Annotated in this window: 24 protein-coding genes and 1 pseudogene; 16 read left to right on the top strand and 9 right to left on the bottom strand. The window is 59.7% G+C overall.

The annotated features are described in order from the left end of the window. Nucleotides 1-716: 716 nt before the first annotated feature. Nucleotides 717-1,400 carry a GntR family transcriptional regulator gene (locus tag ABIB57_RS26285; RefSeq protein WP_354044387.1) on the bottom strand — a complete coding sequence of 228 codons (684 nt, stop codon included), beginning with the start codon at nt 1,398-1,400 and terminating at the stop codon, nt 717-719. Nucleotides 1,401-1,536: 136 nt separating this feature from the next. Between ABIB57_RS26285 and ABIB57_RS26280 the strand changes: the two genes are divergently transcribed. From ABIB57_RS26280 to ABIB57_RS26265, 4 genes are all read left to right on the top strand, one after another. Then, nucleotides 1,537-3,063, top strand: a complete 1,527-nt coding sequence (locus ABIB57_RS26280; RefSeq protein ID WP_354044386.1) for an aldehyde dehydrogenase family protein — start codon at nt 1,537-1,539, stop codon at nt 3,061-3,063. 100 nt (nt 3,064-3,163) lie between these two features. After that, nucleotides 3,164-4,120 (top strand): sugar ABC transporter substrate-binding protein, encoded by a 957-nt coding sequence (locus tag ABIB57_RS26275; protein ID WP_354044384.1) that lies wholly within the window; start codon nt 3,164-3,166, stop codon nt 4,118-4,120. Nucleotides 4,121-4,205: 85 nt separating this feature from the next. Beyond that, on the top strand, nt 4,206-5,195 hold the full coding sequence (locus ABIB57_RS26270) for an ABC transporter permease (RefSeq protein WP_502914490.1): 990 nt from the start codon (nt 4,206-4,208) through the stop codon (nt 5,193-5,195). Beyond that, nucleotides 5,192-5,920 (top strand): ATP-binding cassette domain-containing protein, encoded by a 729-nt coding sequence (locus tag ABIB57_RS26265; RefSeq protein WP_354044383.1) that lies wholly within the window; start codon nt 5,192-5,194, stop codon nt 5,918-5,920. The genes ABIB57_RS26270 and ABIB57_RS26265 overlap by 4 nt, the downstream gene beginning before the upstream one ends. 459 nt (nt 5,921-6,379) lie before the next feature. On the opposite strand, the gene ABIB57_RS26260 is transcribed toward ABIB57_RS26265, so the two are convergent. Continuing rightward, complete coding sequence (locus ABIB57_RS26260; RefSeq protein ID WP_354044382.1) at nt 6,380-7,102, bottom strand: GntR family transcriptional regulator; 723 nt, start codon at nt 7,100-7,102, stop codon at nt 6,380-6,382. Between the two features lie 178 nt (nt 7,103-7,280). Between ABIB57_RS26260 and ABIB57_RS26255 the strand changes: the two genes are divergently transcribed. From ABIB57_RS26255 to ABIB57_RS26225, 7 genes are all read left to right on the top strand, one after another. After that, entirely contained in the window at nt 7,281-8,567 is a 1,287-nt protein-coding gene (locus tag ABIB57_RS26255) for an extracellular solute-binding protein (RefSeq protein WP_354044380.1), read from the top strand. Between the two features lie 103 nt (nt 8,568-8,670). Beyond that, nucleotides 8,671-9,531, top strand: a complete 861-nt coding sequence (locus tag ABIB57_RS26250; RefSeq protein WP_354044379.1) for a carbohydrate ABC transporter permease — start codon at nt 8,671-8,673, stop codon at nt 9,529-9,531. A 9-nt stretch (nt 9,532-9,540) separates the two neighbouring features. Further along, a complete protein-coding gene (locus ABIB57_RS26245) occupies nt 9,541-10,368 on the top strand; it encodes a carbohydrate ABC transporter permease (protein ID WP_354044377.1) in 828 nt (275 codons plus the stop codon). Nucleotides 10,369-10,390: 22 nt separating this feature from the next. After that, a complete protein-coding gene (locus ABIB57_RS26240) occupies nt 10,391-11,860 on the top strand; it encodes an alpha-L-arabinofuranosidase family protein (protein ID WP_354044376.1) in 1,470 nt (489 codons plus the stop codon). A gap of 30 nt (nt 11,861-11,890) precedes the next feature. Beyond that, complete coding sequence (locus ABIB57_RS26235; RefSeq protein ID WP_354044375.1) at nt 11,891-12,964, top strand: ABC transporter ATP-binding protein; 1,074 nt, start codon at nt 11,891-11,893, stop codon at nt 12,962-12,964. Further along, nucleotides 12,961-13,995: an Ldh family oxidoreductase gene (locus tag ABIB57_RS26230; RefSeq protein WP_354044373.1), complete on the top strand. Its 1,035-nt coding sequence runs from the start codon at nt 12,961-12,963 to the stop codon at nt 13,993-13,995. Before ABIB57_RS26235 ends, ABIB57_RS26230 begins: the two co-directional genes overlap by 4 nt. Before the next feature lie 135 nt (nt 13,996-14,130). After that, nucleotides 14,131-14,268: a hypothetical protein gene (locus ABIB57_RS26225; RefSeq protein WP_354044372.1), complete on the top strand. Its 138-nt coding sequence runs from the start codon at nt 14,131-14,133 to the stop codon at nt 14,266-14,268. A 478-nt stretch (nt 14,269-14,746) separates the two neighbouring features. Here ABIB57_RS26225 and ABIB57_RS26220 read toward each other — a convergent pair whose 3' ends face one another. Both ABIB57_RS26220 and ABIB57_RS26215 read right to left on the bottom strand, forming a co-directional pair. Further along, nucleotides 14,747-15,025 carry a GlsB/YeaQ/YmgE family stress response membrane protein gene (locus ABIB57_RS26220; protein WP_354044371.1) on the bottom strand — a complete coding sequence of 93 codons (279 nt, stop codon included), beginning with the start codon at nt 15,023-15,025 and terminating at the stop codon, nt 14,747-14,749. A gap of 772 nt (nt 15,026-15,797) precedes the next feature. Continuing rightward, nucleotides 15,798-16,253, bottom strand: a pseudogene (locus tag ABIB57_RS26215) (transglutaminase-like domain-containing protein); the annotation flags it as partial. A 118-nt stretch (nt 16,254-16,371) separates the two neighbouring features. Between ABIB57_RS26215 and ABIB57_RS26210 the strand changes: the two are divergent. The 3 genes from ABIB57_RS26210 to ABIB57_RS26200 all read left to right on the top strand — a co-directional run bounded on the left by ABIB57_RS26210 (nt 16,372) and on the right by ABIB57_RS26200 (nt 20,134). After that, nucleotides 16,372-18,738: a heavy metal translocating P-type ATPase gene (locus ABIB57_RS26210; RefSeq protein WP_354044370.1), complete on the top strand. Its 2,367-nt coding sequence runs from the start codon at nt 16,372-16,374 to the stop codon at nt 18,736-18,738. Nucleotides 18,739-18,875: 137 nt separating this feature from the next. Continuing rightward, nucleotides 18,876-19,295, top strand: a complete 420-nt coding sequence (gene copM / locus ABIB57_RS26205) for a CopM family metallochaperone (protein ID WP_354044369.1) — start codon at nt 18,876-18,878, stop codon at nt 19,293-19,295. A gap of 71 nt (nt 19,296-19,366) precedes the next feature. Next, on the top strand, nt 19,367-20,134 hold the full coding sequence (locus ABIB57_RS26200; RefSeq protein ID WP_354044367.1) for a DUF930 domain-containing protein: 768 nt from the start codon (nt 19,367-19,369) through the stop codon (nt 20,132-20,134). Between the two features lie 183 nt (nt 20,135-20,317). On the opposite strand, the gene ABIB57_RS26195 is transcribed toward ABIB57_RS26200, so the two are convergent. After that, a complete protein-coding gene (locus tag ABIB57_RS26195) occupies nt 20,318-20,803 on the bottom strand; it encodes a hypothetical protein (protein WP_354044366.1) in 486 nt (161 codons plus the stop codon). After that, nucleotides 20,804-20,956, bottom strand: a complete 153-nt coding sequence (locus ABIB57_RS26190; protein WP_354044365.1) for a hypothetical protein — start codon at nt 20,954-20,956, stop codon at nt 20,804-20,806. A gap of 104 nt (nt 20,957-21,060) precedes the next feature. On the opposite strand from ABIB57_RS26190, the gene ABIB57_RS26185 reads away from it, so the two are divergent. Continuing rightward, nucleotides 21,061-21,642: a TetR/AcrR family transcriptional regulator gene (locus ABIB57_RS26185; RefSeq protein ID WP_354044363.1), complete on the top strand. Its 582-nt coding sequence runs from the start codon at nt 21,061-21,063 to the stop codon at nt 21,640-21,642. Between the two features lie 335 nt (nt 21,643-21,977). Here ABIB57_RS26185 and ABIB57_RS26910 read toward each other — a convergent pair whose 3' ends face one another. Together ABIB57_RS26910 and ABIB57_RS26175 are read right to left on the bottom strand one after the other, a co-directional pair. Then, nucleotides 21,978-22,625, bottom strand: coding sequence for a hypothetical protein (locus ABIB57_RS26910; protein WP_502914489.1), 648 nt, complete (start codon nt 22,623-22,625; stop codon nt 21,978-21,980). Beyond that, on the bottom strand, nt 22,598-22,993 hold the full coding sequence (locus ABIB57_RS26175) for a YkvA family protein (protein WP_354044361.1): 396 nt from the start codon (nt 22,991-22,993) through the stop codon (nt 22,598-22,600). Before ABIB57_RS26175 ends, ABIB57_RS26910 begins: the two co-directional genes overlap by 28 nt. Before the next feature lie 468 nt (nt 22,994-23,461). On the opposite strand from ABIB57_RS26175, the gene ABIB57_RS26170 reads away from it, so the two are divergent. Further along, a complete protein-coding gene (locus ABIB57_RS26170; protein ID WP_354044360.1) occupies nt 23,462-24,079 on the top strand; it encodes a class I SAM-dependent methyltransferase in 618 nt (205 codons plus the stop codon). A gap of 560 nt (nt 24,080-24,639) precedes the next feature. Here ABIB57_RS26170 and ABIB57_RS26165 read toward each other — a convergent pair. After that, entirely contained in the window at nt 24,640-24,972 is a 333-nt protein-coding gene (locus tag ABIB57_RS26165) for a hypothetical protein (RefSeq protein WP_354044359.1), read from the bottom strand. Nucleotides 24,973-25,210 lie beyond the last annotated feature (238 nt).

The raw sequence follows: 25,210 nt of genomic DNA, 5'->3' as shown, positions 1-25,210 counted from the left end.
GACGGCACACCAAAGAACCATTGATCGACGGAAGCCAAGCATTCCCTACCGCCACAGACCTTTCTCATGAGGTTCTTGACCGCGTTGTATTTCAAGTGCCCTGGGGTTCATTAACTACAGCTGCTTGCCGCGTGACACCGATTAAGATGCTCTCTAATTGTTCACGCATGAACACGACCCAGACCAAACACGGACCTATTGCCTCGGCGCCTTCCGGCAGCCGTGCGACCGCGCTTGTCTTCCAGCGGTCCGACCTGCGAGCAAAGGCTCGAGGTTTTGCGGAAGACGCTTTCGAGTGCCTTCCCGTGTTCCAGACCAGCAGTACCGACATTGACGCCATGATCGACCCCGACAAGCGAAAGCCTCGCTCGCAGGGCGGACTCACCTGAACCGACTATTGCTCGCGAGCGCACGTCCGATGCTAGCGACTTTCAGGTTCAGTCGATGCGAAAGGTAACGGTTACGTTCATGCCGTGCCCGGTTTCAGGCACGTAGAAACTGACAGGGATGCCCGAGAGAGGGCGCAAGCCACGTTCAGGCGCTGGCAAACGGAGCTATTCGACGGACGGATTTCGATGCGGGGATACTGTGCGAAGTCCACGGGCTGGCGCTCTGCACCTATGGCGGCCTTTAACCCTTGAACGTGACTATCGGACGCCGACATGGCTCGGATTGTGGGCGGCTTCTGTCATTATGCGGTTCCGGCGTTGGATACGCTAGGTGAAAAGGCTGGCATGCCGCGTCTCGAGCTCGGGCAGGTCGTCGAGAATACTGCCCAGATGCAGGGCCATGGCGTTCTGCGCACCTGTTACATCATGAGCGTCGATGGCATCCACGATGGCTCTGTGCTCGCGCACTCGGCGCTGCATGTCGGCCGCGCGCTGCAGCGTCATGTTGCACACCCTATCCATAAGCGCCTTCATGTCGGCTATAGCGATCCAGGCGATGCCCACGCCCGCGCCAATGGCGATGGCAATGTGGAAGGCTTCGTCGTGTTCGCGGAAGGTGGCATGATCAAGATCACTTGAAGCTTCCTCCTGCTTGAGCAGGAGACTATCGATGCGCTTGCGTTGCCAGGCGTCGAAACTCTGGGCGGCCTTGCCCACCACTGCGATTTCCACCGATTGCCGAACGAACAGCGCCTCGGTCATCTCCTTTGCGGAGATTCGCGCCACAACGGTTCCCCGATGCGGCCGGATTTCAATGAGCCGCGAATTGGCAAGGCGGATCAGCGCCTCGCGCACCGGCTGGCGCGACACCCCGAGGCGGGTCGCGATGTCCTGCTCGCTGAGGCGTGATCCGGGCGTCAGCTCCAACTCAATTATGGCGCGCCGTAGATCCTTTTCGATCAATGCCGCAGCGCTTTCCCCGCGCGCGGCCGTCTGCATTTCCAAAACCATACTACATCCCGTCCAGGTCATTGACGGGATCATCAATGCACCATACGCTACCATACAATTCCACGCAGGGCGCGGTCAACGTGCCTAACATAGTCTCGAGGAGGGTGGGCTTTTGCCTGCCATTGCAATGGTCATTATGTCCCGTTTTCAAGATAATTTCATCGCTCCGAACCTTAGTGATCCGCGGCTGGCGAGTAAACGCGCCTATCGCATGTTTATCGACGGCAAGTCGGTCGATGCGCAGTCGGGCGAAACCGTTACCCGCGAAAGCCCAGGCCATCGCGGCAAGGTCATCGGCGAATGGCCCGCAGGCACCACGGCCGATGCGGGCCTCGCCATCGCCGCTGCTCGCAAAGCTTTCGACCACGGTCCCTGGCCTCGCATGAGTGGCGCCGAACGCTCGACCATCCTGCATGCTGTCGCCGCTAAAATTCTCGAGAATGTCGACGAACTCGGCCTGATCGAATGCCTCGAAACCGGCAAACCCCTGGATCAGGCCAAGGGCGAAATCGGCTACTGCGCCGACCTGTGGAATTACGCCGCTGGCCAGTCGCGTGGTCTCGAAGGCTCGACCCACAATGCCATCGGCGAAAACCGCCTTGGCCTAGTGCTGCGCGAACCGGCCGGCGTAGTCGGCATCATCACGCCATGGAATTTCCCCTTCATCATCGTCTCTGAGCGCGTGCCATGGGCTTTGGGAGCCGGCTGCACGGTCGTGGTCAAGCCGAGCGAATTCACCTCGGGTACCACCATCCGCCTGGCAGAACTGGCGCTTGAGGCTGGGCTGCCTGCGGGCGTCCTTAACGTTATCACCGGATATGGCCCGGCCGTGGGCCAGATCCTCGCCGAAGATCCACGCGTAGATGTGTTGGCTTTTACCGGCTCGGTCCGGGTCGGCACCCAGCTTGCCGGCATTGCCGCAGCGGGAGTCAAGCGCGTCGGCCTCGAACTGGGCGGCAAGGGTCCGCAGGTCGTTTTCGCCGATGCCGATCTTGAAGCCGCCGCCGATGGCATTGCCTATGGCGTTTATCACAATGCCGGCCAGTGCTGCATTTCGGGGAGCCGGCTAATCGTCGAGAACGCGATCCGGCCGGCGTTGCTCGAGCGGCTCCTCGAACTGTCACGCAAGCTCCCATTCGGCGATCCGCTTGGCGCGGGAACGCGCTTTGGCGCCATGGTATCTCAGCAGCACCTCGAAAAGGTCGCAAGCTATGTTGCGGTTGGCCTTGAGGAAGGCGCCGAACTGCTGCTGGGTGGCGACCCGGTCGATGCCGAGAACGGCAATTTCTTTGCACCCACGGTCTTCGACAAGGTGCGCCCCGACATGCGCATCGCCCAGGAGGAAATCTTCGGGCCGGTGCTGGCTACCATTGGGTTCGACACACCCGAGGAAGCTGTGGCTCTCGCTAATGGTACGCCCTTTGGCCTCTCGGCAAGCGTTTGGTCGCGCGATCTCGAAAACGCCATCCAGACTACGCGCAAGCTGCGCGCCGGGCGATGCTGGATCAATTCCGTGATCGACGGCACTCCCGAGCTGCCGATCGGCGGCTACAAGAAAAGCGGCACCGGCCGCGAGCTCGGCCGCTTCGGCTTTGACGAATATTCCCAGTTCAAGGGTCTGCACATGACCCTGGGACGCGGGCAGCCCTGGTTCGAGCACTGAGGAGTACGAAAACTAAGGCAAACAGAGAATTCGCGCGGTGAAAAAATGCCGCGCGAAGCGGGACCTGAGGAGGGCCCGTTTCATCCAAGGGAGGACTGAAATGAAACTGACCAAACTAACGGCCGGCCTGTTGACCGGCTGCACCATGCTGGCATCGGCTGGCCCAGCTATCGCGCAGAATGATCCGGTGAAGGCCACCATGATCATCTATCTCGACCCCAGCGTGCAGTTCTTCAATCCGGTGGTGAAGGGCGCCCAGGACGCCGCCGCGGCCTTCAACGTAGACCTGGATGTGCAATATGCAAACAATGATCCGGTCCGCCAGAACGATCTGATCGAGTCGGCTGTTGCCACCGGCGTGGATGGCATTGCGGTCGCCATCTCCAGCTCGGATGCGTTCGACGAAAGCATCTGCGCGGCAGTGGGAGCCGGCATCGTGGTCATTGGCTTTAACAATGATGATCTCCAAGGCGCCAAGGGGAATTGCCGCCAGGCCTATGTGGGCATGAACGAGGAAGCCTCGGGCTATGAACTGGGCATCCGCATGATCGAGGAATTCGGTCTCAAGGAAGGGGACGTGGTCTTCAACCCGCGCGAAATCCCCGAGGCCAGTTTTGCGGTGGCGCGCGGCGGCGGCATTGAGCGTGCCATGACAGAGCATGGCATCAAGGTCGAAACGGTTCGCGCCGGCCTCGATCCGGCCGAAGCGCAGAACATTATGGCCCAGGCATTGATTGCCAATCCTGACATCAAGGCTGTCTTTGGCACCGGTTCGGTCACCTCCACCGTTGGCGCAGGCGCCATCAAGGATGCGGGGGTCGACGTGCCGTTCGGCGGCTTCGATCTCGCAGTGGAGATCGTCAACGCCGTCGAGTCGGGCGCGATGTTTGCCACCATGGATCAGCAGCCCTACCTGCAGGGCTACTACCCGATCGCTCAGATCGCCATGGCAAAGCGCTACGGCCTGACTCCCACAGATGTGGACACCGGCCAGGGTGCCTTCCTCAACAAGGAACGCATCGGCGTCGTGAAACCCTTCATCGGCACCTATCGCTGATCTAATGGCCCCGGTCCCGACCGGCCGGGGCACCCTCTTTCAACCGGATATGACCGTGACCGACATGATCGATCATCGCGCCGCCATGCCCAAGCCAACGGTGGCCCAGCGCCTGCATGCGCTTCTCACCATGCCGGCGGGCGCCATTCTGCTGGTCTTCGTAGTGGTGCAGCTCGGCTGCATCCTGGCGGGCCTGCTCTTCCCCGATGACTTCCGCTATCTCTCTTCCGCCAATATGGGCATCATGATGCGCTCTGTGCCCGTGCTCGGAAGCTTGGCCCTCGGCGCCGGCGTGCTGATGATCGCTGGTGAATTCGATCTCTCGATCGGCTCGGTTTATACATTCACCGCCATCGTCATGGCCATGCTGGTCGGCAATGGCGTCGATGCTTTCCTGGCCGCGCCCGTCGGCCTGTTGATCGGCGCCGCCATCGGCGTGCTCAACGGCGCACTGACCCTCCGCTTCAACCTGCCCAGCTTCATCGTGACGCTCGGCGGCCTGCTATTTTGGCGCGGCGCCGTGCTGCTGCTCAATGGTGCGGTGCAGGTGCGGTTCGATCCCAATCCGGTGTTCAACGAACTCTTCTCCGGCACGCTGTTCGGCATCAACGCCGCGTTCATCTGGTTTATCGGCTTGTGCCTGGTTTTCTGGGCCATGCTGCATCGCCACCGCTTCGGCAACCACGTCTTCGCCACCGGCGGCAATCGCTCGGCGGCGACGGCCATCGGCGTCAATACCAACCGCATTAAGCTGATGGCTTTTGCCATTGCCGGCTTCATGGCAGCCTTTGCGGGCATCCTGGCCACCACCCGTGTCGGGTCGGTGCAGCCGGGGCAGGGCGCCGGTCTCGAGCTCCAGGCCATCGCCGCCTGCGTCATCGGCGGCCTGTCGCTGCGCGGCGGGCGTGGATCGATCCTCGGCGTCTTCCTCGGCGTGATGCTGATCTTCACCATCACCGACGTGCTGCTGCTGATGCGCGCGCCGGGCTTTTACCTCGACATGTTCGTCGCCACGCTGATCGTCGTGGCCTCGATCTTCAATCACGGCCTGGACCGCCGGGGAGCCGCGTCATGAGCCTCTTGGCCCTGCACAACATCAACAAGACTTTCGGCCCGCTCAAAGCGCTGACCGACCTCAGCTTCGAAGTTGGCCACAGCGAAGTCGTCGGCCTCCTCGGTGACAATGGCGCCGGCAAGTCGACCACTGTCAACATGCTCTCCGGCATCCATCGGCCCAGCTCCGGCTACATCTCCGTGGATGGGCAGCGGCAGGACTTCGCCAACCGCCGCGACAGCGCCGAGGCCGGCATTGAGACCATCTACCAGAACACGGCTTTGGTCGATTGCCTCTCCATCTCGCGCAACATCTTCCTTGGCCGCGAACTGACTACCCGCTTCGGTTTTCTGGACCTCAAACAGATGCGCGACATCGCCATGCAGGTGCTGGAAAGCGCCGTGCATATCTCCGGTATCGACAGTCCCGACAAGCTGGTCGGCGATCTGTCGGGTGGCCAGAAGCAGGCCGTCGCCATTGCGCGCGCCGTGTTCTTCAAGCGCCGGGTGCTATTACTCGATGAGCCGACTTCGGCGCTTTCGGTGCGCGAGACCGAGGCGCTGCTGCATCAGGTGCTCAAGCTCAAATCGGAGGGCGTATCGAGCGTGCTGGTGACGCATAACCTCTATCACGCGTACCAAGTCTGCGACCGCTTCGTGATCATGAGCCACGGCACCAAGGTCTTCGACGTCGCCAAAGCCGAAACAACCATTGAGGAACTAACGCAGCACGTCGTTCTGACCTAAATAAAGCAAAGGCTGCGAATTACCCCAGCGAGCCGACAGAGCATTTATGGCTTACACGTCCTGACATGCGTTACCTGCCGCTCCGCTTGCGCCGAATCTCGAAACTGGGGTTGGGCATTCAGGCGCTGTTGCCCAGTGGTCAGTTCAACGTCCAAATGGGCGCCAAGCCGTCTCGGCCAAAACAGCTAATATCTGGTTAGCCGAGGCGGGCGAGTTCGACGTTCGGGCGTTCGGGGCGAACCGATCAGGTGCGTGGCTGAACTGGTTTGCTGAGTTTATGGGGAAAGTTGAGGACTTACATATGCCTATCAATTCAGCGCTGTTGCGTTCAGCAATCTCACTCGAAATCAGCTTGGCGCTGTTGCCGCACACTGCTCCGCTCCTAGAAAGCAATCTGACTGCAGTGGTCGGCTGGGACGCGCTGCGGACCTTGGGCGCTGGTCAAATGCCAGCCACTATTCAGCTTTCGTCTTGCTGCGCGTCCTTAACTTGCCCTATTGCGGGCAGTACCGAGTCAAGATGAGCGATCATGGCTGCCGCAGCGATATCGGGTTCGGCTTGCCCGATCGCAGCAAGAATCCGCTCATGCTCCTCGATCACGGCAAACATTCGATGTGGCAGGACTAAGGTGAGCCGGCGGAATCGGTCGACCTGGGTTTTGACTTGCAAAACCAGCTTCCAAATTCCCGGATATCCTGCGATTTCGGCCAGTTTGGCGTGAAACAGTTCGTCGGCGCGGTGAAAGGCGCTGCGATCTTCGGCCATGGCGGCCTCGCGCTGCTGCTCGATGACTGACGCCAAGGTCAATACCTGGCTTCGGGTCGCCAATGTGGCCGCCATGCTGGCCGTGGTTTTTTCCAAGGCCTTGCGAATGACCATTGCCTCGGGCAGTTCCTCGTAGGGAATGCGCGCTACGAAAGTGCCGGATTGCGGGAAAATTTCTACCAGCCCCTCGTCAGCCAGGCGTTGCATGGCTTCCCGTGCCGGGGTGCGGCTAACGCCAAAACGGCGCGCCAGCTCATTCTCGCTGATCTTGTCGCCCGGCAGCATTTCCATCGCGACGATGTTCGCCCTAACACCCTGGTATACTAGTAACCAAGCTCCAGACGCTCGGCTCGTGTCTCGTAGGGGTCGCGCAGCTTGTCGGCCCTGAGGGCGCTCCTTCTCCACGATTCCTCGCATTTATCACATGACTTTCAGTGTTTTTGGGCGGCCGTCTTCAATGGCATCACAGCCTAAGTGAGGCAAGTGCTGGTATGCAAGTCATAAAATTAGCAATATCCTGTTGACTGGTATACAAGATGGCATTAGCAATATTAGCAACGAGCCCAAGAAGGGTCCGCACTCCGAGGGAGGGATTATGTTCAAGACAATTTCCAAACGATCGCAGTCGAAACTAGGCCATTTCCGTTCAGCCCTGCTGGGCGCCGCAGCTCTATCGTGCCTTAGCGTTACCGGCGCCTTTGCAGGTTCCATCGAGTTCTGGACCCTGTTCAGCGGTCCCGATGGTGCGGCAATCGACGCCCTGGTCAAGGATTTCAATGCGACCGCCGGCAAGGAAGCCGACGTCGAAGTCAAGCTGCTGATCATCCCGTGGGATGACTTCAACACCAAGCTTTCGGTGGCCATGGCCTCGCGCAAGGCACCCGCCCTGACAGTGGTCAATTCTGATCAGGTTCCCGTCTATGCCAATCAGGGTGCGCTCGATCCGTTCACCCCCGAAGAGCTGACTGCCGCTGGTATCGTCCAGGCTGACTATGTTCCCAAGGCCTGGGATGCCGGCAATTTCGACGGCAAGCAATATGGCGTGCCGATCTCGATCTTCCCGCGCTCGATCTATTACAACAAGGACCTGTTCGAAAAAGCCGGTCTCGATCCCAATTCGCCGCCGACCACTGGCGCCGAGCTGTTGGAAGACGCCAAGGCCATCGCGGCGCTTGGTGATGGCACGACCGGCTTGTTCTTCAACTTGGCGGGCAGCGGTACCTTCCGCAACTTCTACAGCATCTACTGGCAGTACGAGGACAGCCTCTATAATGCCGATATGACCAATGTTTCGGATACCTTTACCGCAACGGCGACCAAGGTATTGACCGAGCTCAAGGGTTTTCTTGACGCCGGTGTGACCCCGACCAAAGATGTCGGCGCGGACGCCTCCAAACTCTTTGCGCAGAACAAGATCGGCATCGCCGTGATGCAGATTACCGATCTGCCGGTCTATCAGGCAGCGGCCAAGGACCTCGGTCTCAACTACGGCATTGCCAGCTTCCCGACCTTCGGGGCCAAGCCTGCGGTCTTCGCCATGGCGCACGAATTCCTCATTCCGCGCGGCACCAATCCAGAGGCCCGCGCCGATGCGCTGACCTTCGTCAAATGGATCGGCGAGCACGGCGTCGAGTGGGCCAAAACCGGCAAGGTCTCGCCGCAATATTCGGTGATCGAGAGCGAAGCCTACAAGGCGCTGCCCGAGCAGGTGATCGTCACTGCTTCTATCGAAACAGCGCATTTCCCGGCGCCGCTGGTCAATCAGCCTGCCGTCGACCGGGTCGTGCAGCAGGTGCTCGAGGAATTCTACGCGGGGCGGACGACGGTTGATGAAGGCGTGGCCAAGCTCGCCGCGGGCATTCCGCCTGCGCTGACGAAATAACCCAACCTTTCCGGCTGGCTGCTTCGGCAGCCGGCCACCCTCGGCCAACCCGGCGTTTGTGCGACGGCCGACATATTCCTCATGCCTTGGGTGGAGCTTAGCCATGTCGCATCTGCGCGCCCGCTTGTTTCCGTTTCTGCTGGTTGGCCCCTACCTGGTTGTGTTCGCCATTTTCCTAGGCTACCCGATCGTAAGGGCGGTCTATATGAGCCTGTTTGACTGGGGCATTTTTGGCCCCAACGCTTTTGTCGGCCTCGGCAATTACGCGGCGCTGATGTCCGATAACCGGTTCTGGGACAGCTTCCTCACAACTGGCCGCTTTGCGCTGATTTTCGTGCCGCTGATCATGGTGGTCTCAACCCTGCTTGCCGTGCTGCTGCATCGCAAATTGCCGGGCATCGCCATCTTCCGCACGGCGTTCTTTTTCCCGCTGGTGGTCAATGTCGCGGTGGCTTCGATCGCCTTTAAATGGCTGTTCGAACCACAGGCCGGCACCATCAACCAGATCCTGCGCCTGCTGCACCTGCCTGACCAATCCTGGCTGACCGAGCCAGGTTGGGCGCTCGTCGCCATCGCGCTGATCACCCTGTGGATCAATGTCGGCTTCATGGTCATCATTCTTTTGGCCGGGCTCGAGAACATTCCCGACGACCTCTACGAGGCGGCCAATCTTGATGGCTCCAACGCCGTTCAGGATTTCTTCTTCATCACCTTGCCATTGCTCAAGCCCATCCTGCTGATCGTCATGATCCTTAGCCTCGTGCAGGCGTTCCAGGTGTTTGGCGAGGTGCTGATCATGACCGGGGGCGGGCCGTTCGGCAGCACCGAAGTGCTGACCATGCTGCTCTACGAAGAAGGCTTCCGTAACTTTGCCATCGGCAAGGCCGCTGCCATCGGCGTCGTCATCACCATCATCATCGCGGCGCTGTCCCTCGTGCAGTTCCGCGTGTTCCGCCAACGCTAGGGGACGCTCATGAAACGCAATACTTCGCTGCGCTGGATCGTCCTCTTCGTCCTCGCCTTGCTCTGGGTGCTGCCGGTCGCTTCGCTGGTGCTGTTCTCCTTCGCTCCGCCGACGGAAATCCTCAAGGATCAGGTGATCCCCAGCAGTTGGACCCTGGCTAACTACTGGAAAGTGCTGACCGATGCCGGTGCTGGCGTCAGCATTCCGCAGGCTATGCTCAACAGCGCCATCATCATGGTGGCGCAGGTCATCGGCATCCTGCTGCTCGATATTCCGGCGGCCTATGCCTTTGGCCGGCTGAAGTGGCCGGGCCGGGACTTCATCTTCTTCCTCGTGCTGATCACCATGATGATGCCCGGCATCCTCGAAGTGCTGTCGCTCTATGACCTGATGGCCAACGTGGGGTTGGTTGACACTATCTATGCCGTCATCCTGCCTGGCCTGCCGCGCGTCGTGGGTATCTTCATCCTTCGCCAGTTCTTCATGCAGCTTCCCCGCGAAATGGACGAAGCGGCCCGCATGGATGGCGCCACCGATTTCCAGGTGTTTCGCCTGATAATGGTGCCGCTGGCGGCGCCGGCCATTATTACGCTCTCGGTGCTGACGGCGCTCTATAGCTGGAACAATTTTCTCTGGCCGTTGATCATCACCAATTCGCCCGCCTCGATGACCGTGCCAGTGGCCGTGTCATACCTCTCGGCCTCGGATGCGGCGATCCTCAACTACACGGTGATCCTCGCCGCCGCCTTCTTCACATCCTTGCCCATGATCGTCCTGTTCCTGTTCGGACAGCGCTGGATCGTCAATGGGATGCGCCCGACTTCGGGCATCAAGTAACCGCTTTTATCAGGAGTTTGTAATGCCAGCCATTCAGGTGGACGTCAGTCCCCGCCACGAAATTTCGCCGCGTCTCTACATGCAATTCATGGAGCCGCTCGGCACGACAGATTCTTCGGTGGAGGCCTGCTGGGATATCGAGAATGACAAGTGGCGCGATGATTTCATCGAGGTAACGCGCGACCTGTCGCCGTCTTCGGTGCGCTGGGGTGGCATTCTCACCAGCTTCTGGAAATGGCGTGAAAGCGTCGGCGAGCCGACGGCGCGCGTGCCGATGATCAACTACCTGTGGGGCGGTGTCGAAACCAACCGCGTCGGCGTGCACGAATTCCTCGATTTCTGCGAGGCGGTCGGCGCCGAGCCGATCATGGCGATCAATTTCGCCGCCGACGGTCGTCCCGAATACATCAATACCCCGCGCGGCGAACATCGCTCGGGCGATGCGCAGGAAGCTGCTGATCTCGTCAGCTATTGCAATGATCCCGACAATGCCGAGCGCGAAGCCAATGGGCGCGACAAGCCATGGAATGTTCGTACCTGGCAGATCGGCAACGAGACCTCCTATCCCAGGGCCGGCGAGCGTTTCACCTCCAAGGAAAACGCCCAGAATTATCGTGAGTTCGCCGATGCGATGCGGGCCCGCGATCCCAACATCCTGCTGATCGGCTGGGGCGACATGGAGCGGGACACCAATATGTGGTGGGCCAACGACCTCATCGAAGCGGCGGGCGACCAGATCGACATGGTGGCGCTGCACATGATGCATCAGCACCCTGCGAACAGCGAAACCACCGTGCTCAAGGGCCGTCGCTATCGGAACGACACCAACCAGACCTGGAAAGAGCTCGATGCCATCTACCAGACGGTGGAAAAGAAGCTGCTCGACGCCCGGGCCGTGGTGTCAAAGGCCAATCCAAAGCTGAAGCTGGCGATTACCGAGGGCCATCTGTCGCTGCAGCCGCACAACAAGATCGAACTGCTGCGCGAATGGCTGTCAGGCGTCTATCACGCCCGCTGCATGACGCTGTTCGAGCGCCACTCCGATATTATCGACATCTGCACCCTGGCCGATTTTGCCGGTACGAGCTGGACGGTCAATGCACTGCTGACCGGCTCGCCCCGCGAACGGCCTTATCTGCTGCCGGTTGGCCATGTGATGCGCTTGTTCAAGACGCAGTCGGGGACGCACGGCCTCAAGGCTGACTCCGATAGCGACAGCGTCGTGGTTTCGGCGTCCCGCAAGGGCAACACCGTTTACCTGCACGTGACCAATACCGACATCGAGAAAGACGCGTCGATCGACATCGACCTGGGCGGGGCCAAGGCGAAGAGCACGACGTGCCATCGTATTTCTCCCGACAAGCTCGACGATGCCATCGACTCGACCAATCTCGATGTTTTTGCCGTCAGGCAGAGCGCCGTGCCGGGGCTGTCGGGGATTGCTATCCCCAAGGCATCTGTCAGCGCTTACGTCATCGAACTGGCCGAATAGTCCGCTCTGCGCAGGCCGAAGGAGGCAAGAATGGCTGGATTGCAGCTCAGTAACGTCCGCAAGAACTATGGCAAGGTCGAGGTCATCAAGGGCATAGACCTGGCCATCGAGCATGGGGAATTCGTCGTCTTTGTCGGTCCCTCCGGCTGTGGCAAGTCCACCCTGCTGCGGATGATTGCCGGCCTAGAGGAGATCACGGACGGCGAGCTCTTCATCGGTAAGCGGAAGTGCAATGAGGTAGCGCCGCGCGATCGCGGCGTCGCCATGGTGTTCCAGTCCTACGCGCTGTACCCGCACATGACTGTCGAGGAAAATGTGGGGTTCGGGCTGCGTCTCTCCGGCGTTCCCAAGGCCGAGCGGGCCAAGCGGGTTCGCGAAGTCGCCAAGATACTGCAGATGGAAGAGTTGCTCGAGCGCAAGCCGAGCCAGCTCTCCGGCGGCCAGCGTCAGCGCGTCGCCATCGGCCGCGCCATTATTCGCCAGCCCGAAGTGTTCCTGTTCGACGAACCGCTCTCCAACCTGGATGCCGCCTTGCGCGTCGACATGCGCATGGAACTGTCCAAGCTCCATACCGATCTTGGGGCCACCATGATCTACGTGACCCACGATCAGGTAGAAGCCATGACCATGGCCGACAAGATCGTGGTCCTGAACTTCGGCGAAGTGCAGCAGGTCGGCACGCCGATGGAACTCTACAATTTCCCAGCAAACCTCTTTGTTGCCGGATTCATCGGCGCCCCCAAGATGAACCTGCTGCCCGTGACCGTGGACGCCGTTTCTGGCGACGCCATCACGGTCTCGGCGCCATCGCTCAAGTCCACGACGCTACACCGTTCCGTGTCAGGATTGACCATGGGCGATACGCTGACGTTTGGCATTCGCCCGCATCTGCTCGTTCCAGACGCCGATGGGCCCATCACCGGCAAGATTCGGCTTATCGAACGGCTGGGCGATTCCACTGTCGTGGAAGTGGATGGTGGCGCCGGGGGCACAATCTTCGCGGCGATCGACGGTGACATCGAGGTGCAATTGGAACAATTTGTTTCGCTGGGTTTGGACGAGACAAGGGCTCACCTGTTTGGCCCCGACGGCAACCGGCTTTGAAATACGCTTCCGACGCTCTTGTCTCTTTTGCGGCAGCGGCTTTGACCAAAGCCGGCATGCACGCCAAGGCCCGGCTCGTGGCCGAAATCCTGGTCGAAGCGGACCTGCTGGGGCATGACACGCATGGCCTTGCGTTGCTGGCGGCCTATGTCGGGGAGCTCCAGCGTGGCACGATGCTGGGGTCCGGCGAACCCGAGGTGTTGCGCGATAGCGGCGCAGTGGCGCATTGGGATGGCCGCTGGCTTAGCGGCGTTAGTCTGGTTGTGGCGGCAATTGATACAGCGGCGGCCAAGGCGCGGCTTTATGGAATTGGCGCGGTCAGCATCAAGCATGCCCACCATACAGCATGCTTGCAGGCTTATCTGGAGCGCGCCACCCGTCAGGGGCTGATGGTAATGATCGCCAGCTCCGATCCTGGATCCTCTACCGTGGCGCCCTTTGGTGGGCTCGATCCGGTATTGGGGCCTGATCCGATCGCAGTTGGTATTCCCACTGGGGGCGATCCTATCCTCATTGATATGTCGTCCTCCATCACCACCAATGGCATGGTCGCCCGCACTGCCAAGGAAGGCGGGCGCCTCCAAGGGCAATGGTTGCAGGACAATGAGGGCAACCCGACCGACGATCCGGCAGTGCTGTCGGGCCATCCATTGGGCGCGCTGCTGCTGACCGGAGGGCACGATCACGGCCAGAAGGGCTACGGCATGGCCTTGACCGTAGAGGCCCTGTCGCAGGGCCTGTCGGGCCATGGCCGCAACGGTGGCGCCAAGCGTTGGAGCGCCTCGGTATTTGTGCAGGTTTTCGACCCCGCGGCATTCGCGGGCACCGATCAGTTCATTGATCAGACCGACTTTCTGATAGAACTCTGCCGCGGTTCTCGCCCGCGCCGCGACCGGGGAGTCGTGCGCCTTCCGGGTGAACGGGCCCTGGCAAGCAAGAAAAGTTCCCTCCGCGATGGCATAGAGCTTCGCCACGACATCACGGCGCAGCTTGTTACACTTGCAACCAAGCTTGGGCTGACTTTGGTTTAGCTGAGCTCCGCCACGTGGCTGCTACCGAAGAAGCGCGGGATACTGCCGTTATGCGCGGTTTTAAAACGTGATCGGGTAGTTAACCGTCTGCTAACCATGATGACTGGATACTTAGGTCAACCAGAGGACGACAGAATGACGCCCCAGATCAAACGTGACGACCGTGAAGACCGCATCGATCCCATGTGGTCGGCCGATGAGGACGAACGTCGACTCGCCATCGCTCGACGCGCCGCAGCTGGTGCGCGGAAAGCGTTGGCCGCGCGAGCCTAACGCATCGTCCTCTTAGCGCTAGTCAGGTCAATGAGCCGGGCGCGGTTGGGTGCGCTGAGGCGGCGTCCCGGTCGCAAGCTTCCCGGTCAGGCCCGTTCAGGTCCAGAATTCCTCTGGCAATGCCAATGAGATTTTACGGGCGAATACAAAGAGCTCATACGGTTGTCCGAACAACTTGTTCTCAGGTTCGGTCATGCAGGAAATACACGTACCGGCCGCCAAGGTTGTACGTTGTATGCTGGGGTGGACAGAAGTCCGACGCGGTTCAGTATTTTGTCGCGCTTGGGCTCATTGCTATGCTTTTCAAACGCAGGAATGAAAAGGCCACCGCCAGGAGGTGGGCGGTGGCCCATGCCCACGACTACGGTCTAGAAGAGGCCCCTACGTCATAGAGCGAAAAGCTAGGTGAAGCGAGCGCCGCCAACACACCCTTCGAAATGGCGTCTGTGGATGCCTTGGGGAGTCAGCCGTGTAATTTTTAGCGCCGCCAGCCGCGGCCACTACGACGCACCAGTCCCAGAACGATAAGCAAAACGATGGCGCCCAACGTGGCATTTACAATCGACGCGACGATGCCGGTGCCGAGGAAGATCCCGAGCTGCGGCAGAAGCCAGCTTCCGATCAAAGCCCCCACAATGCCCACGGCAATGTTGCCCAACACGCCGAAGCCGTAGCCCCGAACGATTTGGCCGGCGAGCCAGCCAGCTATGGCGCCAACGAGGAGAATGACCAGTAGGCTTTCGGTGCTCAGTTGCATTTGGAACTCCAGCGCCGAATATCGGCGCGATGACGCTACAGTGTTACAAAGACTGGGTCTACGCACGGCTTCAACGCCGCGCTGATCGTCCCAGAAACAAGGCGCTGAGTGCCCGTCGAAGCAAATTTCAGCAATTTTTTTGGTTGATCTCCTGTCCGATATTCGCGTCTTTCTGCCGATTGCGACAGGACGTCGGAGGACTTTCCGCGGTAACGGATAGCGCGCGTGGTACAGTTTAACTATCTCCGCACCGGTGATGGTGCGGTTGCCCACGATCATGCCGGCGCCTCGCTGGCGGCCGCCCTGGTTGGGCGGCATTGCAGGCCACGGCCCTGTGCCTTGTCCGCAATATCGAAGATTGACCCCGACTATGAGCGCCGATGCCACCCAACGACTGGCCGATGGGGCCTAGTCGGGATTGGTCCGTACAGTCGACGGGTTTGGCAGCAGGTCGTCCCCTCTCTTGGGCACAGATTCGCCGGGCTCCGTCTCCGGCGTTTTGTGCGCGCGGCCATCGGGCCCGCGCCGGGTCATGGGGCTATGGTCGGGATCTTCGTCAATAACGGCTTTGCTGGGAGGCTTCTGGATCTGCGGCACTACGGTCTCCTCCAAATCAACAAACGCCAGCAAGGGCCTGGCAGTTGCTGGGCGAGGAGACGAGAGCAGCGATCGCTTTCCCCGGGGCCATTAGGCTTCAGCATATTTCGGTCGTGGCAAAGGGCCTTCAGGAGGCAAGTCCTCTGCATATCGAGAAACACCAGGTCGATATCCTTCACCGCTGTCCGATCGGATCAGGCATCTGGTAGGTGGTGACGGAAAAGCTCGAGAGGGTCGCCGGGCCAAATTGAGTGGACAGCGCAACATCCGTGGCATCACGCCCTCTGGCCATCAGGACTCTCCCAATTCGCGGTTCATTGTGGCGAGCGTCTGCCGAATACCAGTGCCCGCCGAGGTAGACTTCGAACCAGCCGGAGAAGTCCATCGGGTCCGGGTTGAACGGCACCCCGATGTCTCCCAGGTACCCGGTACAGTACCTGGCCGGAATATTCATACACCGGCAGAACGTCAGGGCCAGATGGGCGAAATCGCGGCATACTCCGGTTTGATCGATATAAGCACCGTACGCAGTCCGGGTGCGATCTGCCTTTTGGTAGTCGAACGCAATGTGCTGATGGACGAAATCGAGAATACCTTGGACGCGCGGCCAGCCCGGGGGAGTCTGACCGAAGAGGCCGGATTCCGGGATCTGAGGGTTTAGGACGCAGGTCCAGCTGGCCGATTGAGCCGTTGACCTTACCCCCGGGGGAAGGTGCAAGGCTGTCTCACAGTCTTTTGGAGGATGGCACGTGAGCAAACTCGAAACTGATCATACGACTCATCATGGACACTCTCACCCAGCCAATAACAATACGACTGGAGCGGTGAAGGACCCAGTTTGCGGCATGGCTGTGGATCCGAAAACAGCCAAGTTTAATTCTCTTCACGCCAACCACGACTACTATTTCTGCTCAAAAAAATGCCACGACAAATTCGTCGCCAGTCCGTCAGATTTTGTGGATGCAAAGGCGGTGCCGAGCAAACTTGAACCGGGTGCCAGCGGAGCGATCTATACCTGCCCCATGCATCCCCAGATCCGGCAGGACCACCCGGGAAACTGCCCCATTTGTGGCATGACGCTGGAGCCCGAAATGCCGACCGCTGAGAGCGGGACCAGCCCCGAGCTTGCTGATATGAGCCGGCGCTTCTGGTTTGGTACCGCGTTGGCAGCGCCGGTATTTGTGCTGGAAATGGGCAGCCACCTCTTTGACTTCCATAGCTTTATTTCGCCCCAGAACATGAACTGGGTGCAAATGGTGCTGGCGACACCGGTGGTGCTGTGGGCTGGGTGGCCATTTTTCGCGCGAGGTTGGGATTCGCTACGCAATCGAAGCCTCAACATGTTCACCTTGATCGCAATGGGGATCGGCGTTGCCTGGCTGTACTCGATGGTGGCTTCGCTGTTCCCGGGGCTTTTCCCGCGGGATATGCGTGCCATGGATGGTGCTGTGCCGGTTTATTTCGAGGCCGCTGCCGTCATTACGGCCCTGGCGCTTCTTGGTCAGGTTCTGGAATTGCGGGCGCGCGAAAAAACCTCGGGTGCGATCAAGGCGCTGTTGAACCTTGCTCCTAAGACTGCCCGTCGCGTTGGCGCCGATGGGACCGATCAGGAAGTGCAGATCGAGGAAATCGCGTTGGGAGACCATCTACGTGTCCGGCCCGGGGAAAAAGTGCCCGTCGATGGCAAGGTGCTCGAAGGACGCAGTTCCCTGGATGAATCGATGGTCACGGGTGAATCCATGCCGGTGACAAAGGACGTTGGCGCCAAGCTGATCGGCGGCACCATCAATCAATCCGGCGGCCTCGTTATGGAGGCAACGGGGGTCGGGCACGATACCATGCTGTCGCGGATCGTGCAGATGGTCGCCAGCGCGCAACGTTCACGCGCGCCAATACAAAAACTCGCCGATCAGGTTTCGGGCTGGTTTGTCCCCCTGGTGATCGGCATCGCCATCCTGGCCTTTGCCGCCTGGAGCATTTGGGGACCGGAACCGCGATTCGCTTTCGGTCTGGTCGCCGCCGTGTCGGTGCTTATCATAGCCTGTCCCTGCGCCCTTGGGCTGGCAACGCCAATGGCAATCATGGTTGGCGTCGGCAAGGGAGCCAGTCTGGGCCTGCTGATCAAGAATGCGGAAGCGCTGGAACGCCTTGAGCGCGTCGACACACTGGTTGTCGACAAAACTGGCACGCTCACGGAAGGCCGCCCCACGGTCACGGCCGTCGTTGCTGCGGACGGCATTGAGGAAGCCGAATTACTGCGTCTGGCAGCAAGTCTTGAACGCGCCAGCGAACACCCGCTTGGCCAAGCGATAGTGGGAGCGGCAAACGACCGCAAATTTAAGCTCTCCGACCCGACAGAGGTGGATTCCCCGGTTGGACGAGGACTGACGGGAACGATTGACGGCAAGATTATTTTCATCGGCAGCGCGGCCTATCTTCAATCGGTCGGCATAGAAACCAAGGCCTGGCACAAGCGGGCAGACGATTTACGCTCTGAAGGCGCGACCGCAGTGATCGTTGGCATCGGCAAGGATGTTGCCGGGCTGATTGGCATCTCCGATCCCATCCGCAAGACGACACCCGCCGCTCTGGCAGAACTAGCCAGGCAGGGGATCAAGGTCGTGATGATGACCGGCGACAACAAAGTAACCGCCGAAGCGGTTGCCCGGAAGCTGGGCATTACTGAGATCGAGGCCGATGTCATGCCCGAGCGCAAAAGCGAGGTCGTCGCACGCCTTCGTTCTGAAGGCGGCGTCGTGGCGATGGCTGGTGACGGGGTTAATGATGCGCCGGCGCTAGCCGCAGCCGACGTCGGGATCGCCATGGGAACCGGGACCGACGTGGCGATCGAAAGCGCTGGCGTGACACTACTGGGTGGCGACCTGATGGGCATCGTCAAGGCGCGCAAACTTTCGCAAGCCACGATGGGCAATATTAGACAGAACCTGGTCTTCGCGTTCGCCTACAACGCAGCGGGCGTGCCGATTGCAGCGGGGCTGCTGTATCCGTTCTCTGGACTTGTGCTGTCGCCTGCCATTGCGGCGGCCGCCATGGCCCTTTCCTCAGTCAGCGTAATTGGCAATTCGCTGCGTTTGCGCAATGCCCGGATCGAATGAACGGCAGCTCCTGCGAAGGTGATCGACATTATCGATGTTGCCTTGACCTTCCCACAAGGGATGGTCCCAAGGTGAAGCTGATTTCAAATTGAACCAATCCCCAACACCTGCTGCATTCGTTAGCAAAGGAACGCCAGATGCTGAAGACCACTTTTTCTGCGACCCTCATCGCTCTTGGACTGGGAGTTGCCGCCCCTGCATTCGCCCAGGACATGCAACCACTCCCGCCCGAGTGTGGCGTTACCTCGGCGGTCGCTCCCATGGCAGGAATGGCTATGGGCGATACAGCAGCGCCGATGGACGATGCGCACAAGGCGCTAATGGCTGGCATGGACCAGATGAACACCAACATGATGGCGGGTGCCGCCAACACCGACCTCGACGTGGCTTTCGTTTGTGGGATGATCCCGCATCATCAGGGCGCTATAACGATGGCAAAGGCAGAACTGCAATACGGCAAGGATGAGTGGACCAAGGCGCTGGCCCAGAAAATTATCACTGCGCAGGAAAAAGAAATCGCAGACATGACCAAGTGGCTGGAAACCCACGGGAAGTGAGCCAGCCGTGTGTGTGGAGCAGCTTTACCGCGCCGCCACAAGTTCAGTGACACCCGTATCCACGTTCTCCAATGGTTGCCGACAGAATGCGCGGGCCTATTCCGACAAGGCGGCCTGATGTTCTCGGCACACTGCATGTTGTTGTCTTCGCTCGGCAGATGCGTTCGTTGCCGTTCTTGGTTTCCATCTGCATTCACGCGGCGGTTTTGGCAGCGCTTTTGCTATTGGTAACGAGTGAAAAACTGCCGGTGCCCCGTCCACGGGCCGTCGACGTGGATATTATCACCGAACAGCAGTTCCGCAGCGCAACGCTTCCACCCGCGCCGATTGCCATACCCACGCCCCGAATGCCGCCGGCAGTACTGTCTACCCCTGCCGAAACGGTGCCGGCACCAGCGATGCCGCCAACTCTAGAGCCCGTTCTGACGACCGAAAATGGCGGCATGACCACAGCCACGCAGTTCTTCACCAGTCGAATTCTCGATGATCCGAAAAACCGTCAGGTTAAGCAGACGCTGCCGCGCCTTGGGCCGGAGGAGCGTATTATCCAACTATGCAACATTGAGGGGCTCGAGCAGTTGCGACTGGTGTCAGCCGGCAAAGTGCCGGATTCGCTTGACCCAAGTGCAATGGCCGACACCACGATTACCGGCGACACTCTGGACGCACCGGGGGGCGCCTATCGACTCCACAAGAAGTGGTACTCCGTGTCGTTCACATGTAAAGTTGGGCTCGACCGCCAAAGCGTAATTGACTTCAAGTTCAAGCTTGGTGCGGCCATCCCACACAACCAGTGGGACAGCCACAATCTGATAGATGACGATATCGAGCTGGATTGACGACCGGGGCCAAGGTCAAACCGAGACCCGCAAGCGGGACTTGAGCACGATTTTCGCCATTGAACCGAGTGCAGCCACGTGTGGCGCTCAGACCAGCTCCCCGGTCGGGAAATATCTTCGGGTCAGCAAGTTTCTCGATGTAGAAATTTGGAGGTGCAGTTTCCATCCGTTGTAGGGTCAACATCAAATCCTACTGGCAGTCATGCCGCGCGGCTTATAGACCGAGAGCACGGTGGCGAGCATCAGCACCACGATCCCGCCCGCGCTGTGCAAGATCATCGCGAACCTGCCGCCGGCCAATTGGGTAAGTTCACCGCCGTTGGCTGCGTGTGACAGCGCCGCAATTGTCGGTGTCTGGATCAGTAGAACAACAATAGCCACAGCCGTCAGCACCAGCTTGAGGATCACCCAATAATAGCGGAACAGGCCCCATGGCGTTCCCAACGATTGCACAATGCCGATCAGCAGCGAGGCAAAGGCCAGTGGTACAATGATCGGCCAGGTGATCAGGTTCATGGCCAGATAAGCCGAATTGACCAAGGCTGGATCGCTGCTGCTGGCGCCGATGGTCGCCAACAGCAGGAAGGTCGCGACTGCCCCGATCAGCCCTACCGAAGTCACCACATGCAGGGTTAAGAGTAATTTGCGCCAGAACGGAGACCAGCTCATTTAATGCAGGCCCATGTGTTGTCCGGGCCCATGACCGAGCGCGGTCATCACCACAACGAGCACAATGAGGACGCCGCCGATCCACAGCGAAACCTTGACCCATTTTGGCATGGAAGTGGCACGGCGTCCGTCGTTTCCGGCTGGCATGGTCATAGGTCGGGCTCCTCGAGTGGTTACCTCATTTATCTATACACTGTGTAAAGAGTCAAATCGGCGTGTCTCGACACCCCCTGCGGCGTGATGTATCGCTGCACGCCATGCCAAAGCTTTGGAACACCACCATCGATACCCACCGGCAGGCTGTCAGGGACGCTGTGCTCGACGCTATCGGTACGCTGGTGGAGCAAAAAGGGATCGGCGGCGTCACCATGTCCGATGTCGCGCTCGGCGCCGGTATCAGCCGGGCGACGCTCTACAAATACTTTGCCGATGTCGATACTGCACTATTGGCTTGGCACGAACGTCAGGTCGAGCAGCATCTCACGCACCTTGAAGCGGCGCGGGCGTCCGCGCCGGATGCGCTTGCCGGGTTACTGGCCGTGCTGACTGCTTACACCCGGTTGCAACGCGGCAGCCATGAGGCTGGGGTGCCGTCTTTTTTGCATCAAAGGTCCAACATGGCGCCGGCCCACCATCGATTGCTGCATCTGGTGCGGGACTGCATCGCCGACGCTGCGGCAGCCGGCGGGTTGCGTACCGACTACTCCGCGACCGAACTGACGCAGTATTGCCTGGGAACATTGTCTGGCGCTGGCCTGCCGGCATCGTCCAGTGGTCGGGAGCGTTACCTCGAGCTTGTGCTGGACGGCCTGGGCGTCCTTGCACCCGACAAACGGTAGCGCTAGCCCATGGCTCCGACCTCCGACGTTGGAACGCGCTAGTCCAAATTGGCCATTGGACTACGGTCATCATACGGGTGCCCGCGTTCGCCACGGGATTTTGGGGGGCCATAGCGCTTCGGAGGATCTTGGCACGCTTCGTTGGGCGTTGCCGTTCTAACGGTGATCGTGTTTCGTCTGCTGGTGCGCGTCGTTTCTGGATCGGCCAGAATAAAACTGCGCTTCTCGTCGCGGCTCTATGCGGGCCTCTACGTGACCTCCATCGCTTTGGCGTTATCCGGTCTAACGGCGAGCCAGCGCTCCGCGTTCACACCGCCGCCCAGCGTCTTTGGACTTCACTGCCCACAATACCATTTACTTCGTCCGCGGCCGGAGCCGTGGCGCATAAACTCTTGTTCTATATCATGCTTTTGCTGTTTGCATTGCACCTGATGGGCCTCTTGGCACGATGGCTCAGTGGTGAGCGCGGCGTACTGGGAAGAATGCTGCCTTCCACAAACGCCAAAAAGCAACGCGGCCCTTGACCTTACCATCTTGGAATGACGCACCCTGTTGATGATACAAATGGAGAATTGCAGATGCTCAATTTTCAAGTCAACGACATGACCTGTTCTCATTGCGTTGGTACCGTTGAAAAGGCGGTCCAGAGTGCCGATCCTGCGGCCAAAGTTTTGATCGACCTGGCGACCAAGGTGGTTCGCATCGATAGCACCCAACCCGCGGCCTCTTTCGCCCAGGCCATCGAAGACGCGGGTTACACCGGCAATCTGAAGTCCTGAAACGCTGGGCCAGGCCATTGCCGGGCCATTTTCTTTCCGGCGCGCTACGTGTTGAAGACTTTTACGCCGAAAGCGCCGTCCGCCTTCCCACACTGGTAAGGTCAGTATCAAAATACCGCCCAACTCAGATCCAGCGCGTAAATCTTGACAGATGCACCACGCTTCATCTGGAAACATCAGGTTCGGCGCGGCCAGAATCTCCAAGCGAACAAAACCACTGCAACCAACCAGATCAGAACGATGGCTACCGCGCCCGCCCGGCTCATTGGACGCCCGTCTCTTACTGCCGCCATTGCACGAAACTCGGCCATCAGTCGCACCGGAATGAGCCGCACCACCAACATTATGCCGAGCGGCACCAGAATGATGTCATCGAGGTACCCGAGCACCGGAATGAAATCAGGGATCAGGTCAATCGGTGACAGCGCATAGCCAGCGACGCATCCGGCCGCTAGCTTTGCGTACCACGGCACCCGCCGATCTCGCGCCGCGATCCAGAGGGCAACCACGTCCCATTTTATTGACCGTGCCCACGTTTTTGCCTGTTGCAGCCATCCAGTGGGGGTGGTCATGGTCACCTCCTTTCAATGAAACAGACCATGGTGGTTCGCCTAAAGCTAGGCGAGGTTTAGAACGGCGGCAACGAAACCCAACACAGCGCCAATATTATCCCAGCGATACGGCACGGGCCATCCCGACAAGCCATAGCCAAAGCACCGATTCCCGATCTAAATGCCGACATGTGCATCGTAGGGGCGACCTGCATTCTCGACAGGTGCCTATCGTCATCAACGTGCTGGGTTGTCTAGGCTAACCTTTTATCTGGGCGATCAGGCCAAAGCAGTGCACGGCGCTGCATGACCGAGCTAGTCTATACGCGTGCGGCTGTTGCCTTGGGCCACCTTACGCTCGCCGAGGCTGCACGTTTGAACTGGAAGTGCCATCCAAGCCAGAGTGGCAGACGCTTGGGCGTCTCAAACTGATGCTTAACGTTTCGCAATCCTGTCAGCGACAGCATCGCCAAAATAGGGACAGATATTATGCCGACCGAACGCACGTCCCATTGGGACAAAGTCTATTCCACCAAAGGCGAAAATGAGGTGAGTTGGTTTGAGGACTCGCCGGAACTTTCCCTTGCACTTCTGGATGAAGCAGGCCTAACGCCTGCAGCAGCGATCATCGATATCGGCGGCGGTGCGTCTCGCCTTGTAGATACCCTGATCGCGGCGGGACAGGCCCATGTGAGCGTGCTGGACCTGTCATCGAGCGCGCTTGAATTTGCCCGTGCTCGGATGCAGGCAACCGACCGCGTCGACTGGTTCGTATCGGACGTGACGACATGGCAGCCAACGCGATCCTATGACCTATGGCACGATCGGGCAGCGTTTCATTTCCTAACTGCGCCTGCCGACCAGCAGAAATATGCTGAAGTCATGACCCAAGCGCTTGTCAAGGGTGGCAAGGCCATCATCGGAACCTTCGCACCGGACGGCCCGGAAAAGTGCAGCGGCCTTGAAGTCGCGCGGCACGATGCGGAGAGCCTGCATGCCATCTTCGGCACCGGCTTCAAGCTCATGGCAACGCGCCGACACGAACACACCACGCCGTGGGGTTCGGTGCAAAAATTTCAGTTCAGCACGTTTGAAAAGGTAGGATAACGCGCCGCTTGCCGTGACGGTGCCGATGATACACGTCCGGAAAATGTGGGTGGGCATGGCGATGCAAGTGGGAGTGCGGCTCGGTCACTGCGCCGTCGTGCGCATGCCGATGACGCGAGTCATGCGAACCTAGCTTTTCGCAATCCCGCTCACCTTCGCCCTGCCGTTCTTGATGGGTGAGACTGGAATATGGGCCGCCTAGCCGCTTGCGGACCTAGTGCAGGTTCTGATCACAGTTGTGATCCTATCACGCCGTGGCAGGGCTTTGCGGCGAGGCTCGGTCGAAGCGGCCTAGCAAGGTGGATGCCGCTTTGAACAAACGCCCTCGACAGACACCTTTGGCAACGGCAGCTATTGCCGTCTGCCGTCCGAAAGCAGTCGGGCCGTTTTCCACCCCGAACTGGTCAGCAGCCGACCCCATGTATGCCGTCTAAGAAATACCGGGGCTCCCGAAAACCGGACATACAACGCTCGGTAGAAGCGGCGGCCCCACGCCCGAACGGGTTGTTCCGTTTCTAAAAAAGCGAACAATTGGGAAAGATGAAGCCGAGCCGGAGACATTAAGACAGGGTAAGGCGATCAATCTTTGCCCTTGCCGTTCCCGCCACCATTGCCGTTACCATTTCCAGAATTTCCGTTCCCATTCCCGCCACCTTTGCCTTTGCCGTTGCCGTTCCCGGAATTTCCGTTCCCATTCCCGCCACCATTGCCATTGCCGTTGCCGGAGTTTCCGTTCCCATTCCCGCCGCTATTGCCGTTGCCGTTCCCGGAATTTTCGTTCCCGTTCCCGCCGCTATTGCCGTTGCCGTTCCCGGAATTTTCGTTCCCGTTCCCGCCACTATTGGCGTTGCCGTTCCCGGAATTTTCGTTCCCGTTCCCGCCACTATTGCCATTGCCGTTGCCGGAGTTACTGCTCCCGCTACCACTACTGCTGCCGGTGTTTCCGTTCCCGCCGCCGTTGCCGTTCGACTGACCGAGAGTGGTTTGCCCAGCTGAGGTTTCGGGAGGCGTGTTAGCTGGGGTGACCTGCGGTTGCTGCGCTGCTGGCGCCGGTGGTGCTGGCGAATTGGGTAGGGCCGCGACGACGCTTGCAGGGGTTATCGGCGCGTCTTGTGAGGACGAGACCTGCTC

This window comes from Devosia sp. UYZn731 (assembly GCF_040546795.1).
Classification (GTDB): Bacteria; Pseudomonadota; Alphaproteobacteria; order Rhizobiales; family Devosiaceae; genus Devosia.
Note: the sequence above shows the minus strand (reverse complement) of the source record. Positions and strands in the feature narration are given on the sequence as shown.